General features: G+C 35.3%; 18 protein-coding genes. All 18 read left to right on the forward strand.

Translation table 11 applies throughout. The features are described 5' to 3' along the window. Window positions 1-345 precede the first annotated feature (345 nt). The 18 genes from BUW93_RS08800 to BUW93_RS08885 all read left to right on the forward strand — a co-directional run bounded on the left by BUW93_RS08800 (window position 346) and on the right by BUW93_RS08885 (window position 17824). On the forward strand, window positions 346-1311 hold the full coding sequence (locus BUW93_RS08800) for a sulfotransferase domain-containing protein (protein ID WP_081211243.1): 966 nt from the start codon (window positions 346-348) through the stop codon (window positions 1309-1311). Beyond that, window positions 1304-2164 (forward strand): glycosyltransferase family 2 protein, encoded by an 861-nt coding sequence (locus BUW93_RS08805; RefSeq protein WP_081211245.1) that lies wholly within the window; start codon window positions 1304-1306, stop codon window positions 2162-2164. Before BUW93_RS08800 ends, BUW93_RS08805 begins: the two co-directional genes overlap by 8 nt. Window positions 2165-2181: 17 nt before the next feature. Further along, window positions 2182-3417, forward strand: coding sequence for a glycosyltransferase family 4 protein (locus BUW93_RS08810; protein ID WP_081211247.1), 1236 nt, complete (start codon window positions 2182-2184; stop codon window positions 3415-3417). A 19-nt stretch (window positions 3418-3436) separates the two neighbouring features. Continuing rightward, window positions 3437-4159, forward strand: coding sequence for a class I SAM-dependent methyltransferase (locus BUW93_RS08815; RefSeq protein ID WP_081211249.1), 723 nt, complete (start codon window positions 3437-3439; stop codon window positions 4157-4159). Between the two features lie 38 nt (window positions 4160-4197). Further along, complete coding sequence (locus BUW93_RS08820; RefSeq protein ID WP_081211251.1) at window positions 4198-4599, forward strand: sulfotransferase domain-containing protein; 402 nt, start codon at window positions 4198-4200, stop codon at window positions 4597-4599. A 7-nt stretch (window positions 4600-4606) separates the two neighbouring features. Beyond that, window positions 4607-5503, forward strand: coding sequence for an alpha-1,2-fucosyltransferase (locus tag BUW93_RS08825; protein WP_081211253.1), 897 nt, complete (start codon window positions 4607-4609; stop codon window positions 5501-5503). Between the two features lie 23 nt (window positions 5504-5526). Continuing rightward, complete coding sequence (locus tag BUW93_RS08830; RefSeq protein WP_081211255.1) at window positions 5527-6396, forward strand: glycosyltransferase family 2 protein; 870 nt, start codon at window positions 5527-5529, stop codon at window positions 6394-6396. Next, on the forward strand, window positions 6393-7346 hold the full coding sequence (locus BUW93_RS08835; protein WP_081211257.1) for a glycosyltransferase family 2 protein: 954 nt from the start codon (window positions 6393-6395) through the stop codon (window positions 7344-7346). The genes BUW93_RS08830 and BUW93_RS08835 overlap by 4 nt, the downstream gene beginning before the upstream one ends. Next, complete coding sequence (wecB, locus tag BUW93_RS08840) at window positions 7343-8449, forward strand: non-hydrolyzing UDP-N-acetylglucosamine 2-epimerase (RefSeq protein WP_081211259.1); 1107 nt, start codon at window positions 7343-7345, stop codon at window positions 8447-8449. Before BUW93_RS08835 ends, wecB begins: the two co-directional genes overlap by 4 nt. 164 nt (window positions 8450-8613) lie before the next feature. Beyond that, window positions 8614-9600: a glycosyltransferase family protein gene (locus BUW93_RS08845; RefSeq protein WP_081211261.1), complete on the forward strand. Its 987-nt coding sequence runs from the start codon at window positions 8614-8616 to the stop codon at window positions 9598-9600. Between the two features lie 160 nt (window positions 9601-9760). Then, on the forward strand, window positions 9761-11014 hold the full coding sequence (locus BUW93_RS08850; RefSeq protein WP_110688288.1) for a glycosyltransferase family protein: 1254 nt from the start codon (window positions 9761-9763) through the stop codon (window positions 11012-11014). Between the two features lie 14 nt (window positions 11015-11028). Then, entirely contained in the window at window positions 11029-11544 is a 516-nt protein-coding gene (locus BUW93_RS08855; protein WP_157893305.1) for a hypothetical protein, read from the forward strand. Further along, window positions 11525-11851: an FkbM family methyltransferase gene (locus tag BUW93_RS08860; RefSeq protein ID WP_262507203.1), complete on the forward strand. Its 327-nt coding sequence runs from the start codon at window positions 11525-11527 to the stop codon at window positions 11849-11851. Before BUW93_RS08855 ends, BUW93_RS08860 begins: the two co-directional genes overlap by 20 nt. A 131-nt stretch (window positions 11852-11982) precedes the next feature. Further along, a complete protein-coding gene (locus tag BUW93_RS08865; RefSeq protein ID WP_081211267.1) occupies window positions 11983-13458 on the forward strand; it encodes a hypothetical protein in 1476 nt (491 codons plus the stop codon). 100 nt (window positions 13459-13558) lie between these two features. Then, window positions 13559-14722 (forward strand): acylneuraminate cytidylyltransferase, encoded by a 1164-nt coding sequence (locus BUW93_RS08870; protein ID WP_081211269.1) that lies wholly within the window; start codon window positions 13559-13561, stop codon window positions 14720-14722. Continuing rightward, window positions 14709-15587, forward strand: a complete 879-nt coding sequence (locus BUW93_RS08875; protein ID WP_232778337.1) for an N-acetylneuraminate synthase family protein — start codon at window positions 14709-14711, stop codon at window positions 15585-15587. Before BUW93_RS08870 ends, BUW93_RS08875 begins: the two co-directional genes overlap by 14 nt. A 3-nt stretch (window positions 15588-15590) precedes the next feature. Continuing rightward, window positions 15591-16736: a glycosyltransferase family 4 protein gene (locus BUW93_RS08880; RefSeq protein WP_232778338.1), complete on the forward strand. Its 1146-nt coding sequence runs from the start codon at window positions 15591-15593 to the stop codon at window positions 16734-16736. After that, window positions 16736-17824 carry a glycosyltransferase family 2 protein gene (locus BUW93_RS08885; RefSeq protein WP_081211271.1) on the forward strand — a complete coding sequence of 363 codons (1089 nt, stop codon included), beginning with the start codon at window positions 16736-16738 and terminating at the stop codon, window positions 17822-17824. The genes BUW93_RS08880 and BUW93_RS08885 overlap by 1 nt, the downstream gene beginning before the upstream one ends. Window positions 17825-17826 lie beyond the last annotated feature (2 nt).

A 17826-nucleotide genomic window follows, 5' to 3' on the forward strand; every position in this document is an offset into this window, starting at 1 on the left:
ATAACGACATTTATCAAAAACTATGATTTTATGGCATATAGCAGTTCTAATTAGTGGAAGCTTACAACCTCATGATGCATTGGATAAAATGGCAACTATAGAATACGCAAAAATTAATGCGCTTTTAAAAACCACAAATAAAACTAAAAACAATAATTTTATACCATCAAGCAGTTCTAATTAGAAGAAGCTTACATTATCAGAAGTTTGAACAAACCGATAAAGAGGGGTTGTCCCGCAAGTTGCATTCTATTATTTTTAGACTGTTTACCTGAAACTTGGAAATAACAAAATATTTACTGGTTCCATTATAATACCAATTTTCCTTATTGTACTTTAGATTGAATGCATAAATTGAAAAAAAAATACCGTAAAGAATTTCTAAAGTTATTGTATGCATTTAAAGATTTTAGGTGCGAGGATGCTGTAGTGATTTACAGCGAGCCTCGCAGCGGGAGTACCTGGTTGATGGAAATTATTCAATACTATACTCCAAACTCAGTAATCAATTGGGAGCCTTTGGATCATAGAAAGGGAGTTTTGCCATCTAATTGTAATATTGGATGGAGGCTTGGTAAACCTATTGATGAGGAAAATAATTTTCAAATAATTTCCTATTTCAAGGAAATTATTACAATGAAAAAGATAAATCACCATACCTTAATGTTAGCAGGGATAAAAGAATTATTCTCGGCTAAATGGGTGATCACAAAGTTTGTTAGAGCAAATGAGATAATTCCTTTACTGTTAGGAAATTTTCCTGATACAAGGTTTATCTACTTGCAGCGGCACCCTTTAGTTTGTAGCGTTTCACAATTGAAAAATTTTAATAAAATTAATTCCAGTAATATCTGGAATGAAATACCTACTTCAGAGCTCCCCGAAATTTTTAACCTACCCGGATTTGAAAAGGACAGAGCATTTATTCTTACTTTAAATACTTATATCGAGCGGGAAGTAGCAATTTGGTGTTTTTATGCCATCAGATTAGAAAATAGAATTCAGGATAAGGAGCATAACATATTTAAAGTGTTTTATGAAGAATTGGTAAATGAGCCTTTTGCAGTTTTAGAGAGGATAAATGAAAAGTTTAGATTTTTAAACCTGGAAAAACCTGACTTTCCATTTAATAATGCCAGTAAATCAAATTATAGAAATACCTATGATTATGAAGATAGGTTAAAAAATAATTCCATATTTAACAGCTGGGAATCAGAAAAATTGGAAAAGATTCAGGCTGTTTTTAATCATTTTAAATATAGAACATATACCGCTTTTTCTCCATATCCCAGAGTTTTAATCAATGAGTAAACCATTAGTAAGCATCATCATCCCTACCTATAACCGGGGCCATTTCCTTGGCGAAACCCTGGATTCGGTCATAGATCAAACTTATATCAATTGGGAGTGTATCCTTGTGGATGATGGCTCTAGTGATTATACTGAGGAACTAATGGAATTTTATTGTAAAGTTGACAAAAGGATTAGTTTTAGCAAAAGACCAGAGGAAAAACCGAAAGGGGCTAGTTCCTGTAGGAATATTGGCATTAATCTTTCTAAAGGCGATTTTATTCAGTTTTTAGATTCAGACGATCTCTTAAGAGAAGGCAAACTAGAAAAGCAAGTGGAATTGAGCGCTGGGGATTCAGTCCTAATGACTTGCAAATGGGGTGGATTTAAGAAAAAGACAGATTTCACCAGTCGGTTTAAATATGAGTATCATTCGTATAGAGATTTTCGTAAAGGAATAAATTTGCTCAAAACCTTTGGAAAAAGGAATGAATTCTTTCCTCTCCATGTATATTTGACTCCCAGAAAATTAATAGAACAAGCAGGTTTGTGGAATGAGGAGCTTACTAACAATGATGATGCTGAGTTCTTTACAAGAATAATCCTTGCTGCTAAGCGTATTAAGTTTACTACTGAAACTGCTGTATATTACAGGTATTCAGGTTCGGATAAATTAAGTAGTTTTACCAACGAGGAGCGAGTTGGAAGTGCAGTAAAAAGTTGGGAATTAATTGAGGAGCATTTAATGAAATTTGGGATGGAAACCCATGTTTATGTTCGAAATGGCAAGAAAATCATTTTAAATTTATTACTTGATAAGTACCCTCATTTAATTAATAGGTATGCTTCTTTTTTAAAACCCAGAAAATCCTAAAAATCAAACTCTATTAAATGCCGAAATCAGTTGTTTTTAGAATGTGGAGGTTTCCCGGTTTCTGTGAAACTTTTCTTTTAAATCAAATTATAACTTCTATAAATTGTGGTTTGGAAACAAAAATATTAGTTGAGGATACTACTCCACTTGAATCCAACCCACATAAAAATTTAATTGAACAAGCAAAGATTAAGCAAAATATACTGATTGAGGAATACCGAATACCAGGGAATATTTTTTTGGCCTACTGCAGGGCTGGATTCCTGATTTTTTCGAGGTCAAGATGGCTATATCAGTTTTACGCCTATATGAAAAGTCATAAGTCGTTTCAGATTTCCGATATATTTAAGTTTTTCTTTTTTATTAAATTAAATAATTACGATATAGTTCATGTGCAATATGGCACCAACGTAAAACCCTTGGAAATATTAAAATTAACAGGTGCATTAAAATCAAAATTAATTGTTTCATTCCATGGTCATGATTTACATTTTCCAATCAATGGTAGAATTTCAGATAAGGATTATTATGACGATGTTTTTAAAGCGGCTGATCTACTAATTACTACTACCGGTTATTTAAGGGGTCTACTTCTTGACCTTGGCGCTCCACAAGCTAAGATAAAAACAATCCCTATGGGGGTTGATACAAATTTTTTCATGCCTGAACATTTTAATAAAAAAAACTCTTTAGTTAAGCTTATAACCGTTGGTAGGTTGGATGAATTGAAAGGACAAAGATATGGTATTGAAGTAGCAAAATCACTTAAGAAAAGAGGCTATCATTTTAAATATACATTGGTAGGGAAAGGAGAGGAAAAGAAAAATCTTCAAAAATTAATAATTAATTATGGACTTGAAAACTATGTGACTATGCTTGGAGAAAAATCTCAGAATGAGGTTAGAGACCTATTACAAGTACATGATATTTTTTTAATGACGTCAGTCGAAAGTACTGGCAAAAGTAGAGAAGGGCAGGGTATTGTTGCCTTAGAGGCTCAAGCCTGCGGTTTACCGGTTGTAGCATTTGATTCTGGAGGCGTGAAATATACTTTCGAGAATAGCAAGACAGGTTTTTTAGTGCCTGAAGGGGATGTAAATGAAATGACAGATAAGGTAGAAAAATTAATTCAGAATGAACAATTACGAGAGCAAATGTCTAAAGCAGCAGTTAAGCATATTGAGATGAAATTTTCTCAAAATAGTATTAATGAAATTTGGTGTAAGGTTTACGATTCTTTGATTGATGGATGATATTTTAACAGAATAAGATATGTTTTTTGCAGATAGAATAAAGTCAATTAAACCAACCGATCGCGTTTTAGAAGTTGGTCCTGGTGCTACTCCCCATCCTCGTTCAGATATTTTTCTGGAGTTAAGATATGAAGATGTAAATGAAAGGATAGCACAATCCGGGAATATTGGCTTACTTAAAACAGACAAAGAAGTAGTATATTATGATGGAGGGAAATTTCCATTTAAGGATAAAGAATTTGATTATGTTATTTGCTCTCATGTTCTTGAACATGTTTTTGATGCCGATGAATTCCTGAAAGAATTACAAAGAGTTGGTTATAAAGGTTATTTAGAGTTTCCAACAGTTTATTATGACTATTTATATAATTTTCCAGAGCATCAACTATTCTTATTTGAGAAAGATGGAGTGATTTATTGGATGACGAAAGAAGAAAGTGGATTGAAAAATTATGAGGAAATCCAAAAATTCTTCAATATATCCTGTCAACTAAGATACCATAATACTATTAATACTTTTAAGGAATATTTTTTTCAGGGATTTGAATGGGAGGGAATTATTGTTTCTCAAAGAGTGAAAGATATTCAAGAGATTACCTATTCTAAAGAACAAATTAAATTAAAACCATATAAGTTTACCGAGGAAAATGCAAAAAAAATATACCCCGTCATTTCTTTTAAAAAATTTTTAAAATATAAAATTGATAAGAAGTTCCAACAGATAAAAAAGAAAATTGGATAAGCTTAATAAAACTGAATAAATAATAATGGTGCAGCTTAATGAGAAATCGAATGATTAATGCTGTATTGAATGGGGATACAAGGGGTCATCATTGGTGCCGGGTTTCCTGGAAAAACCATTTGCATTCTTATATCATTAAACCTAAGGTGTTAAAAATAAAGTATGAAGATGTTTTATCACATTCGGTGAACGAATCTAAAAAGATCCTTGATTTTATTGGGGAAAAAAGAAGTGTAGCAGAGATAGAAAAGGCTGTTGATTTACAGTCTTTCGATTTTGTTAAAAAGAAATTTATTAAAGAAGGTGAAATTCACAAGGCAAAATTTTTAAGGAAAGGATCTTCCAGGCAGTGGAAGAATGGATTAAATAAAAGAGAGAAATTGCTATTTATTAAAAGTATAGCTCCGGAAATTGATTCCCTGGGTTATGAAAGATGGTAAAGATTAAGTGAGAAATATTATTCTTATAAAATTGAACGGAGGTTTAGGAAATCAAATGTTTCAATATGCTTTGGGGCGCCTGATAGCCTTAAAACATGAGGCTGAAATTTTATTGGATAAAGAACTTTTTGATTTAACAGAAATAAAACCGGGGCATACACCTCGGGAATACGAATTAGAGATTTTTGGTCTTGATCATGCTTCTGCTTCCAAAGAAGATATAAACTATTTTGAACAATTAACCGTAATTCATAAAATTAGAAGGGAACTGAATCTGAACTATCCTAAAATGTGCTTTGAGAAGGACTTCAGATTTGATGCTAAAATTGAAAGGGCTGTGCCACCTTTATATTTAAGGGGATTTTTTCAGACTTATAAATATTATTCAGGCTATGAAGAAATAGTAAGAGAATTTTTTAAATTTCCTAACAATAAACTTGATCCTGAAAACAGGAAAACCCTTGCTGAAATAAAGGGAACTAAATCTGTAGCAGTGCATATAAGGAGAGGAGACTACGTAAAAGATAATATCACCAATAAGGTCCACGGTGTATGTGGCCTGGAATATTATCAAAAAGCTATTGAAAAAATGAAAGAGATGGATAACGAGATGGTCTTTTATTTTTTTTCGGATGATATGGATTGGGTGAAAACTAAATTTGGAAGTCTCGAAGGAGAAAAAAAATTTATAACAAAAAATGATGGGGATAACAGCTGGAAGGATATGATGTTAATGAGTAGCTGCGATCATAATATCATTGCTAACAGTTCTTTTAGTTGGTGGGCGGCCTGGCTAAATACCAATAAATCAAAAATGGTGATTGCACCCAAAAGATGGTTTAAAGATCCGGATAAAGAGCAATTTACCTCGGATTTAATCCCAAAAGAATGGATTAGGTTATAATAGGGATAAAGCAATCCTGATTAATGATTAAAAATGATATGAGGCATGGTTCAATAAATAATAACTATTTGCTTAGCATTATAATTCCTTGTTATAATAATTCTGGAACTATTGCCACTGCAGTTAATTCAGCAACCAGCCAGACTTATTCTAATAAAGAAATCATCGTAATAGATGACGGATCAAACAGGGAAACAAAAAAAGTCTTAACCAGCCTGAAATCCTCCATTGATTTATTGCTGGCACAGGAAAATAAGGGACCTTCAGCAGCGAGAAATAAAGGGATCGAAAAAGCGAGCGGAAGATATATCCTGGTCTTAGATGCCGATGATTATTTTGAGCCTGATTTTGCAGAAAAAGCGATTGAGGTATTAGAATCAAATTCACTGTGTAAACTGGTTACCTGTTATGGCAGGTGGTTTGAATCCGACAAGAAATCGGTTATACATAAGCCTGCTGGAGGTGGGATAGATAAATTTATGTATCAAAGCGCTGCTTTTGGCAGTACTTTATTCAGGAAAAAAGATTGGGAGCGTATAGAAGCTTATGATGAAGGGATGAAGATAGGTTTTGAAGATTGGGAATTTTATATTCGTCTTCTTAAGGATGGGGGGCATGCTTATGTAATACCTGAAATTTTATTTCATTATCGGAATACAAAAAATTCCAGGAATTCAGTGGCAAATATTAAAAAATACGAAATCTGGGAATATATTTTTTTAAAACATAAAGACCTCTATATCCAGGATTATGAAAGGATGATTGGAAAGTTTACAAACTTGCTTCAACAGCAGAAAAATGAAAATGAAAGGACCCGGAATAAACCAGATTTTCGGTTAGGCTATTATTTGTTGTTTCCCTTGAGGAAAATCAGGCATTTTCTAAAACTATGACTGTAAAAAAAACTACGCCGAAAATTTCTGTCATCATCCCATTATTCAATAGGGAACAATTAATACCTGAGACCCTGGAATCTTTGCTTTCCCAAACTTTTGAAAACTGGGAATGTATCATCGTAGACGACCATTCCATAGATAAAGGGTTTTCTGTGGTGAAGAATTTTTCCCAGCAGGATAGTCGTTTTAAATGTTATCTGCGCCCGGAAAAACTCAAGAAAGGAGCTAATTCCTGTAGGAATTTTGGTCTTTCTAAATCCCATGGAGAGTTTATTTATTGGTTGGATAGTGATGATATACCCCATCCCAATTTGCTTGAATATGCTTTAAGGTGTTTAAAAGGTTCATGCCTGGACTATGTTCGATTTAAAAGAAAACTTTTTTATGGCAAGTTCGAGCAAAATCTTATAGAAGATAAAAAATTAAAACCTGGCAGGGAACTAATCCCTTCTCCTGATTTAATTGAAGCTATGCTTTTAAATGAATTGGAATTTAATACCTGTAACGTGGTTTGGCGAAGAAATTCTCTAAGTAATCAGCGATTTTGTGAAAATATCGTTTATGCAGATGAGTGGGAATACTATTCCAGATTATTAATAATGGGGTTAAAAGGACAAAATCTCGAAAATATTTTGATTTTTGGACGAAAACATAAGAACTCTACCACTGCTGAATATAGCCTAAAAAGTTCTGTTCGCGTTGCTTCTAAGATTAAGGCAGTACAAATGGTTTTGAAAAACTTAAATGAAAATAAGCTTTTTACTCCCCGGTTGAAGAGTTATTTTCTCCGTTTGGGATTTGAGGTAAAATCTTTTAATATAATAAAGTTGAGCTTAAAGGCAGCTAATGCCGGGATGCTGGAGAAATGGAAATATAAAATAGGTTATCAATTCTACCCGGTTTTAAAACCCATTTTTTATCTTAAGGGCAAAATTCTAAAATCTTGAAAATCCTCCTCTGTTTTGGTACCCGCCCGGAAGCAATAAAAATGGCTCCGGTAATTTTAGCATTAAAAAATAATCATCTTGCTTACGAGGTTTGTGTTACCGGGCAACATCGGGAAATGCTGGATCAGGTGCTGGAGTTCTTTGAAATCAAACCAGACTTTGATTTAAAAATTATGCAGGAGGAACAAAGTTTAAACTCCCTGAGTGCATTAATTCTTGAAAAAACAGATGTGATCCTTCAGGAAGCTAAGCCTGATCTTATCCTGGTACAGGGAGATACTACTACTGCATTCATTGCTGCCCTGACTGCTTTTAACCGCGGAATAAAAATAGGGCATATCGAAGCGGGTTTGCGTACACAAAATTTACATTCTCCTTTTCCTGAGGAAGCCAACCGACAATTAATTAGTAGAATAGCTGATTTTCATTTTGTTCCTACCTCTTCTAATCAGGACAAGCTTTTAAGGGAGGGAATATCTAAAGATAAAATTTTCATCACCGGGAATACCGTAATTGATGCCTTAAGAATGGCGGAGAAGAAACTTAACAGCGGATATGAAAATGAGGAGCTAAAAGGGCTCAAAGGCCTACTAAATAAAAATAAAAAAGTACTTTTAGTTACCGGGCATCGTAGGGAGAGTTTCGGTGGCGGACTCGAGGAGGTATGTAAAGGCCTACGGAAGTTTGCCGAAAGGAAGGATGTGCAAATCATTTTTCCGGTTCACCTAAATCCACAGGTTCGCAGAAAGGTTTTTGAGATCTTAGGCAAGCACCCGAACATTTATCTCATTGAACCTGTGAGCTATCCCAGCTTTTTATGGTTGATGATGCAGGCTAGTGCAATTATTTCAGATTCTGGGGGAGTACAGGAAGAGGCCCCGTCTCTAAAGAAACCCGTTTTGGTAACCCGAAAATTTACCGAGAGGGAGGAGGCAGTAATTGCCGGATTCTCAACTGTGGTGGGGACTTCGGGAGAAATGCTCATAAAGAAATTAGAGGAAGTTCTGGAGAATCCTCCGGATTTTACAGGAGTTCGAAATCCTTATGGAGATGGCGAGGCTTCTCAAAAGATTGTGGAAATAATAAAGAGAGAGAACGCATGAAGCCATAATATAAATCTCGATGATAGTGGTGGCGATTGATGTGGGGGACAGTTGTGGTTCTCACGGAAACACTATTTATGATAGGTGGAAACCATTAAAAAAACATAAACCAAGTGAAAAACCTTAGAAAAAATTAGGATTTACTATTACTTATTTAATTTGTTATGAAAATTCTCTATATCAATGCAAATCTAATGGATTATCAGCAAGACATTATTTATGGGGGGCTGGTAAAAGTACTTGGGGCCAAAAATGTACATCCAATTCCTTTCAATCATTCATTTTATTTTAATTTAAGAAAATACCCTAAAAATATAGGCTACCACCAGGGTGGATTATTTGCCTATTTGAAAAATAGATTTTTAAGTTTTAATTATGACTGTGTAATAGTTTCTTCAACAAAATATCAATCATTTGATTTCTATTCCGAAATTCTAGATAAAATTCCAGACTCCTGTCCTGTAGCTTTTCTTGATGGGGGAGACCGTGCTGAAATAGGAGGTGATTTAAGCAGATTAGGTTATCCTAAGCTTTACCAAGAAACCATAAAAAAAAGACCTTTTGATCTGATTTTTAAAAGAGAAATGCTCAAAAATGTTGATTATCCAACAAATGTCTATCCTTGTCCTTTTGCTTTCAATATGGATAGAATTAAAAGTATAAAAAAGCATACTACAAAAAAATATGATGTTTCTTTTTGGGCAAATGAATCACATAAATCAAGAACGAAAATATTTTCTTTACTTAAGGGGAAATATGATTGTGAAGAAAATGGAACTATAAGGGGATTTTCCTTTGGAAGTTTCCAAAGACGAGGGAATTATTATTTTGAAGAACTTAAAAGATGTAAAGTAGTTCTTAATATACGAGGGGCTGGATGGGATACTTTACGGTTTTGGGAAGTGCCTGCTCTTAGTACGTTTATGTTATCTCAAAAACCAGATATTATGATTCCGAATGATTTCACAGATGAAATGAATATAGCTTACTTTGAAGATGATTTTTCGGATTTTTATGAAAAAATAGATTATTACCTAGAGAATGAGAGCGTTAGAGAGAAAATTGCATTTGCCGGATACCAACACCTTTGTAAATACCATACCGACATTGCCAGGGCTAAATCAATTATTAACAGGATTAGTAGCCTATAGAATAATAATGTTAAACAAGGGATTAATGTTAGGTCTTCAAGAGAGAAACTATAGGTTTTGGTTTATATCTTTGGAAGTCCATCGGATTTTACAGGAGATGTAAACCGATATGGAGATAGCCGTGCAGCCCAAAAGATTATGGAAATTATAAAAAGAGAAAATGCCTGACCTGATAAAAAGAATCCTGGTCGTAGTTGAGTCGATTGATGTGGATGACAGCAGTGGTTCCAAAGCCAACGTAGCCCTTATAAAAAACCTTTACAAAGCCGGCTTTGAGTTGCAGGTTTATCATTACACCAGAAAGGATATTCAGCTGGGTGACATTCCCTGCCATTCTATCAAAGAGAACCGAAGAAGTTTGCTGTTTTTCTTAAGCAGGTCGGAGCGTTATTTACGGTATTGGTTTAATTTGAACTTATATAAACCCATCGAGCAAGTCTTTGGATTTTCCTTTACACTGTTTAACGACCGTAACAGCATTGTAGCCGCTTTAAATAAAATCAATGATTTCGAACCCGATTTGGTTTTAACGCTAAGTAAAGGAACCAGTTTTAGACCGCACCACTCACTTCTTAAAATTCCGAAGTGGCATTCAAAATGGATGGCCTATATTCACGATCCTTATCCCTTCGCTTCATACCCCCGGCCTTATGATTATGTGGAACCCGGGCATCAAAAAAAAAGGGAATTCTTTCTGAATGTTTCAGAAAAAGCCCGCTTTGCAGCTTATCCCAGCAAATTACTGGCAGAATGGATGGAGAGCTACTTCCCTCCTTTAAAGGGGAAATCGGTAATAATTCCACATCAGATTGATGAAGAGGAGGTTGATTCTCCGGAACTACCAGAGTATTTTAAAAAAGATGCTTTTACTATTGTACATGCAGGAGCTTTAATGAACGCAAGGAACCCGAGGGGATTGATTAAAGCATTTAGAGAGTTTCTGAAAGAAGTTCCGGAAGCCGCTGAAAATAGTCAGCTTCTTTTTATTGGTAAAAAATCAAAATATACCCCGGAGTTTGAAGAACTAAAAAGGGAAGTATCGCAGTTTTATTCCAGTGATGATTATTTGCCTTTTACCCAGGTACAGGCCATTCAGAAAAATGCAGCGGTGAATGTGATATTGGAAGCCAAAGGACCCATAAGTCCTTTCCTCCCCGGAAAATTCCCGCATTGTATCCAGGCAGGGAAACCGATCTTGTTGTTAGGTCCTTATTATAGTGAATCAAGGAGATTACTTGGAGATGATTACCCCTGGTGGAGTGAGATTGATGATGAAGAAAAGATCACTCAGCAGATAAGTGAACTTTATTTTAAGTGGCTTGATAATCAGATTTTTATGGAGTATGATTATTCTTTTTTAAGGGAGCGTCTATCTGCTTTAAGTTTAAATCAATTGTACGAGTTAATTAATTAATTTCAGGAAAGACCTTGAAAAAATATTTAAAAAGGAATTTACCGGACTGGTTGTTTTCTGCAATGAAATCAATCCATAGAAACTATAAGTTAATTAAGCACAATTTTCATTATGCAAAAATAAAATTTGGACTACTTCTCGCAGGTATATATTTTACAATTTTTAAAAAAACCTACAAGAACAACGGGTTGATTATTCATATTCCATTCGATTTAACTGACTTTCAATTTAGAGGCCGATTTGCATTGCATCAATACGAAGTAGAAGAAGCGCAATATATTGATAAATATTTACCGAAAGATGCAAAAGTATTGGAGTTAGGAGGCTGTTTGGGATACGTCTCTTGCTTAATAAACAAGAAACTTATAAATAAAACTCAACAGGTTACCTTAGAAGCAAATCCAAATTTAATTGATTGGATAAAAAAGAATAGAGATGAAAACGATTGTTCTTTCTTTGTAGAAAATTCAATTATTTCGAAAGAAACTAAAAATGTATTTTATTTAACGAATTGTTGGAGGCAGTACTAAAAGAGAAACAGGGAATAAAACCTATGTAAACGGACTTGATTTAGACTCCATAATGATAAAATATAATATTGAATTTGATACTTTAATTATGGACATTGAGGGAGGGGAATTAGATATTATTAGAAACTTTAAGGAGAATCTTTCGAATTTTAAAAGAATATTCCTTGAAGTACATCCATTTGGAGGTATTTTAACTCACGCAGAAGTAAAAACTTGTGAGGATATTTTAAAGAGGATTGGATTTAGCATAATTGTGAGAGATGGGAATTTCCAAATTTGGGAGAAAATCTCCACAAAAAGTGTTTGACGAATTCAGATTAACTTCTCATAAATTCGTGATTTAGAATCTTTAATGAGTACTTCATATATGGCCTAAATTGTAACTTTAAAAACTCACAGTCAACAGTAATCTGTTTTATATTTAATTAAACCTTTCGAATGCCCCAATCTTTAACTAGTAAAGAAATTAAAGAATATTTTCTGAAGTTAGAACAGAAGTACCCCGTAAATCATTGGAATATTTTTGGGGTAGATATTTGGCCTCATATTCGTATCAAACTTTATTTCTTTCTATTAAATCTTGATGCTGATAAGCCCAAATTAAATGATTCCTGTAGTTCACAAAAAAGGAAATATGGGATAGTTAAAAGACTACTTAAAATTCCCGGGGCCTTAATGAATGCCTTATCTGGTTTGTATCAATTCTATAAAAAACTCGAGCCTAAAAAGATTATTTTCTTTGGTTCTCATTTTCATCGTACACGGCAGAATGGTGTCTATTTTAATAGATTCTATGACTCGATGGTAGATACCCATAATTTGCAAGATGAGGTATATATGATTGAATTTGAAAAGATTTATGAGAAGAATTATAATCAAAAAGCTATCCTGCCTCTTCATCAATATCTGGATCAATTTAAATTGCTTAAAAAGCTAAATGGGTTATTTTCTCAACCGGTGAAAGAAAATATTGAATTAAGAGACTATAAAACCTTTTATGAAGAGTTGATTTCTGATTTTCCCACGGCTAAAAATTTAAATATCTCCTTGGAGGCCCTGAGCCAATGGGCCCGGAAGGTAAGTCGTACGAAAGGCTTCTTCTCTAAGCTTTTCAAAAAAACAAAGCCAGAAAAAATTATTTTTCTTAGTTATTACGGCTATGATGACCTGGCGGCCGCACTTCTGGCTGCCCATGAATTGGGAATTAAAACCATTGATTTCCAGCATGGGCCACAAACCAATGTGCATATGGCATACAGTGCCTGGACTAAACATCCTGATAGGCCATATAATATAATGCCTGTAGAATACTGGACCTGGGATCAAAGATCAAAGGAGAACATTGAAGCATGGGCAGGAAAAACAGGATTCATAAAAGTTATAAATGTTGGGCATCCTTACCTGGCATATTTCAAAAAGAAAATTTTGTTTCAGGATCTGGGTGAAAAGATATTTTTCAGTCTCCAAACCTTGAGTTTGGAGGAAATGCTTCCCATTGTCCTCTTAGATTTTATGAAAGAATCAGAAATGAAATGGATCCTAAGAATGCATCCGAGAAGTAACTTCACCAGGAATGACCTGGAGTCTTTTTTAAAAAAGAATAAGATTCATAAGAACATTTATAAAATAGAGGATGCCCTGGAAACCCCATTACCGGAATCTTTAGCGGGTGCAAAACTTCACATAACAAACTTTTCAGGCTGTGTGCTTGAGGCCGGGATGCTTAATATTCCCAGTCTTTTAATTCATGAATCGGGGGAGGAGATTTTTAGGGCATATATTGATGATAAATCGGTTTTTTATTTGAATCCTGCCGCGCCTGGATTTAAGGAAAGCTTTAAAAATATTCTGGAGAAGCTACCTGAAAAGGATAGTAAAAGGGAGGTTTTTGAGATCCCAAACCCCCTTATGTAATGTGATTTTGGAATTTAAATATCCTGGGTAAATTCTAAAATAGCGGTCGTGAATGGATTTGCTCAGGCTATAAATCTTATATTAGTCTTAAAAATAATTAATGAAGTCAATTGGTTTTATTCCACTTAGGAAAGATTCAAAGGGAATTAAAGGGAAAAACAAACGGAAATTATTAGGTCGTCCTTTATTTTCCTGGGTACTAACAGAAGCAGCCTTTTCTGATTTGGATGAAGTTTTTGTTTACACCGATGATGATGATATAATTGAATTTATCACCCAACAATATTCCTGGAACTCTAAAATAAAGGTGCTAAAAAGAAGTGCTGAAAGCGCCACTGATGAAGCTTCAACAGAAACTGCCATTCTTGAATTTAGTGAGAAAGTCTCCTATGGATTTGATGTTTTTTGTCTGTTACAGGCCACCTCGCCCTTTACCACAAGAATAGAAATCAATAAAGCCTTAGAGGAAATTAAATCCGGTATGGATTCAGCGCTAAGTGTAGTTAGAACTCAAAGATTTTTTTGGGATAAAAATGGTAAACCAATCAATTATGACTTCCGGGAACGACCCCGGCGTCAGGATTTTAAAGGCACCCTGGTTGAGAATGGAGCCATATATTGTACCACCAAAGCAGCCCTGCAAAAAAGTAAATGCAGGATAAGCGGGGATATAGGGCTTATAGAAATGCCGGAAGATTCTTATACTGAAATTGATTCGGTTCCAGACTGGAATATCGTTGAAAACCTATTACTTCAAAGACTTCAGTCGGAAAGGAATCCTTCAAGGATCACTCATCTCTTTTTAGATGTTGATGGTATTTTTACAGATGGGAGAGTATTATATTCTGGAAATGGAGAGCTTGCCAAATCATTTGATATGAGGGATGGAATGGGGCTTGAGATTTTAAGGCAGGATAATATTGAGGTGTCTGTCATGACCTCAGAGAATTCAGCCCTGGTCGCTGCCAGAATGAAGAAACTGAATATTGATAAAGTTTATTTAGGAGTTAAGGATAAATTGGGGATGCTGAAACATCTTTCCCTAACTCAGAATATTAACTTAAATAATATCGCCTATCTGGGAGACGATGTGAATGATATGGCTTGTATGGCAAGTGTAGGTTGGTCTATATGTCCTAATAATGGCATGGAAGAAATAAAAAGAATTTCAGATATAAATTTAACATCCGATTCCGGTTCGGGAGCGATTCGGGAAGCCTGTAGGTTTATAACTAAATACAATAAACGATTTGAAAGAATATAATACTCCTTTTGTTATAGCCGAAATAGGTTGCAATCATAAAGGTGATTTCGAGATTGCTAAAGAAATGATCAGGGTTGCCAAAATATTTTGCAAGGTTGATGCGGTCAAATTTCAGAAGCGCAGCAACAAAGAATTATTAAGTAAAGAACAATATGAGGCACCACATCCCAATCCCATCAACTCCTATGGAGATACTTATGGGGAACACCGTGAGTTTCTCGAGTTTAATATCGAACAACATAGGGAGTTAAAAGAATATTGTGAGGAAATGCAGCTAACCTATTCCTCCTCAGTTTGGGACCTAACATCAGCCAGAGAGATAGCATCTTTAAATCCTGATTTTATAAAGATTCCTTCAGCCTGCAATAACAATTACCCAATGTTAGCATGGTTATGTGACAATTATAAGGGGGAAATTCATGTTTCGACTGGGATGACCACTCCCCAGGAAATATCGTTGCTAGTAGATTTTTTTAAGGATAAAAGCAGAAATCAGGACCTGAGCCTGTATAATTGTACCTCGGGTTATCCTGTGCCTTTTAAGGATGTATGTTTATTAGAGATTAATAAGTTGAAGAATAAATATGCCGGGTCTGTTAAACAAATTGGGTTCTCAGGACATCATTTAGGGATAGCAGTAGATGTAGCAGCCTTTACCTTAGGAGCCTCTGTTGTAGAAAGGCATTTTACTTTAGATCGTACCTGGCGGGGTACAGATCATGCGGCTTCCCTTGAGCCTGCCGGTTTACGAAAACTCAACCGCGATCTTTGGGCGGTATATGATGCATTGTCCTATAAAGAAAAAGATATTTTGGATATTGAGGAGGAACAAAGGAATAAATTGAAATTCAGACCTGATTCTTAATTGATGAAAATCCTAATGCTCTCCATTTTCGCACCACATTTCTTTAACTGGACCGAACAGTTGAGAGATTCCGGTCATGAGGTATATTGGTTGGATGTATATGACTCCAACACCAAAGTAAAGCAGATAGATTTTGTTGAGCAGATCCTTGGATGGCGATATAAGTGGAATTATCCCGGAAGGTATCTTCTTAAAAGTAAAGCTCCCGGAATAACCCGTTTCATTAATATTTTCAATGAACGCAATTTCCAGGAACAACTGGAAAAGCAAATTAGGAGAATAAAACCGGATGTAGTGCATAGTTTTGTGATGTATCTTGGAGGAGCGCCAGCCTTGCCGGTAATAAAAAAGTTTTCCAACCTAAAATGGACCTATACCGCCTGGGGCAGTGATATGTATTATTATCAACACCAACCAAAACATCTTGAAGATATGAAAGAAACCTTAGCCCAAATGGACTATATGTTCGCCGATTGCCAGAGAGATTATAGCATTGCTCAGGAACATGGCTTTAAAGGTAGGTTTCTCGGAGTTTTTCCCGGGGGAGGTGGTTTTGATTTTAAAAGTCTTGATCCTCTTATTAAGGATAAGGAAAACAGAAATATTATTCTAATAAAAGGGTATCAGGGGCTACACGGAAAATGCATTTCTGTATTAGAGGCGCTTCAAAAACTAGAAATGCAATTAATAGATAACCGGATTGTTGTATTTGGAGCTGCACCGGAGGTATTTAAATTTGTGGAGTCTTCTTCTTTAAAAGCATTTAAAAATTTGGAAGTAGTTGGTAAACTGCCTCACCAGAACCTGATGGAATTGATGGGGCGGTCTTTAATCTATATCGGGAACAGTAGTTCTGATGGGATGCCTAATACCCTTCTGGAAGCAATTGTTATGGGTGCTTTTCCCATTCAATCTAATCCAGGTGGCGCCACAGCCGAGATAATCACCCATAAAAAAAATGGACTCCTAATTGAAGAGCCTGAGGATTCCGGTCAAATTGCAGAATTAATAAGGGAGGCATTGTTTAATCCAGCGTTTAGAAGAAAAGCTATTGCCTGGAATTCAGAAAACATCAAACCAAACCTGGAAAGAGAACGGGTTAAAGCCCGGGTTTTAGAAGCTTATGAATTAATAGAGAAAGATCTGTAATGCAGCCAGTAATTTCAATCCTATACGCCCACCGCAACCGGGATTCCGAAAGGATTAAAATCTCCTTTGACTCCCTGCGGAAACAAGAACTTCAGAATTTTGAAGTGATCTTTGTAGATTATGGGAGCAGGAACAAACTTGTAAATGAATTGGAAGAGCTTGAAAGGGAATTTCCTTTCGTTCGCTTTTATCACCTTCCAGTTGCCCAGCTCTTATGGAATAAAAGCAAAGCCCTAAATTTTGGGATTACAAAAGCGAGTGGAGAATATATCTTCATTGCAGATATTGACCTTGTTTTTCATCCCCAAACCTCTGTTTTATGGAAAAAGTTCCAGAACCCGGATAAATTTTATTTATTCAAACTCGGTTATTTGGAAAAGGAAGAATCACAGAAGCTTTCAGGGAATTATGTATTTGAAGATTTAAAGCCAGCCCGGGTTGGGGAGGTGAATGGAATGATTCTTACGTCCAGGGAAAGCCTGATGAAGGTGAACGGCCTGGATGAGTTTTTTCATTTTTACGGGGCCGAAGACGAAGATCTTTTCGCCCGATTGGAAAATGCGGGGTGTCAGAAAGAGCAAAGAAAGGAGGAGTATTTTTACCATAATTGGCACCAAAGTTTTTCAGGGGCTGAAGACATTCTCCTCACAGGGAATCCACGGGTAAAATTTATCATGCGCATTAATCAACGGCATTTTGAACGCAACCGGGACCGGGGAATTATAAAACCTCTGAGGCAGGGGGAAATGGGGGACTTTATAGCTGCAGAAAGATCAGAAGCTTTAAAGAATCCGGATAAAAAACTTGAAATTCCCAATATCCTGGCAAGGGTAGAACATCTTTTAAGAGAAGAGTTACCTTCCCGGAAAGGAGAAGTGGTTAGGATGGAATTTTTTGAAGACGATTTTTATACTTCTTTAAAACACAGGTTAAAAAAAGGCCTGGGCAAGCAAACGCAGCCCTATATTTCTATGAAGGAAGTTAATGATATGGTATTAAAGGAGATCCTTTATAATTACCGGGATCATAATTATTCCTTCAGGCTGGGAGAAGATTTGAAAAGAATCGACTTCATTTTAGAAGTTTAATT

It is taken from the genome of Salegentibacter sediminis, assembly GCF_002078605.1.
Classification (GTDB): Bacteria; Bacteroidota; Bacteroidia; order Flavobacteriales; family Flavobacteriaceae; genus Salegentibacter; species Salegentibacter sediminis.

Coding starts and splice junctions, on each gene's coding strand:
- BUW93_RS08800 (WP_081211243.1), top strand. CDS start 346: ATGCATAAATTGAAAAAAAAATACCGTAAAGAATTTCTAAAGTTATTG.
- BUW93_RS08805 (WP_081211245.1), top strand. CDS start 1,304: ATGAGTAAACCATTAGTAAGCATCATCATCCCTACCTATAACCGGGGC.
- BUW93_RS08810 (WP_081211247.1), top strand. CDS start 2,182: ATGCCGAAATCAGTTGTTTTTAGAATGTGGAGGTTTCCCGGTTTCTGT.
- BUW93_RS08815 (WP_081211249.1), top strand. CDS start 3,437: ATGTTTTTTGCAGATAGAATAAAGTCAATTAAACCAACCGATCGCGTT.
- BUW93_RS08820 (WP_081211251.1), top strand. CDS start 4,198: ATGAGAAATCGAATGATTAATGCTGTATTGAATGGGGATACAAGGGGT.
- BUW93_RS08830 (WP_081211255.1), top strand. CDS start 5,527: ATGATTAAAAATGATATGAGGCATGGTTCAATAAATAATAACTATTTG.
- BUW93_RS08835 (WP_081211257.1), top strand. CDS start 6,393: ATGACTGTAAAAAAAACTACGCCGAAAATTTCTGTCATCATCCCATTA.
- BUW93_RS08845 (WP_081211261.1), top strand. CDS start 8,614: ATGAAAATTCTCTATATCAATGCAAATCTAATGGATTATCAGCAAGAC.
- BUW93_RS08850 (WP_110688288.1), top strand. CDS start 9,761: ATGCCTGACCTGATAAAAAGAATCCTGGTCGTAGTTGAGTCGATTGAT.
- BUW93_RS08865 (WP_081211267.1), top strand. CDS start 11,983: ATGCCCCAATCTTTAACTAGTAAAGAAATTAAAGAATATTTTCTGAAG.
- BUW93_RS08870 (WP_081211269.1), top strand. CDS start 13,559: ATGAAGTCAATTGGTTTTATTCCACTTAGGAAAGATTCAAAGGGAATT.
- BUW93_RS08880 (WP_232778338.1), top strand. CDS start 15,591: ATGAAAATCCTAATGCTCTCCATTTTCGCACCACATTTCTTTAACTGG.
- BUW93_RS08885 (WP_081211271.1), top strand. CDS start 16,736: ATGCAGCCAGTAATTTCAATCCTATACGCCCACCGCAACCGGGATTCC.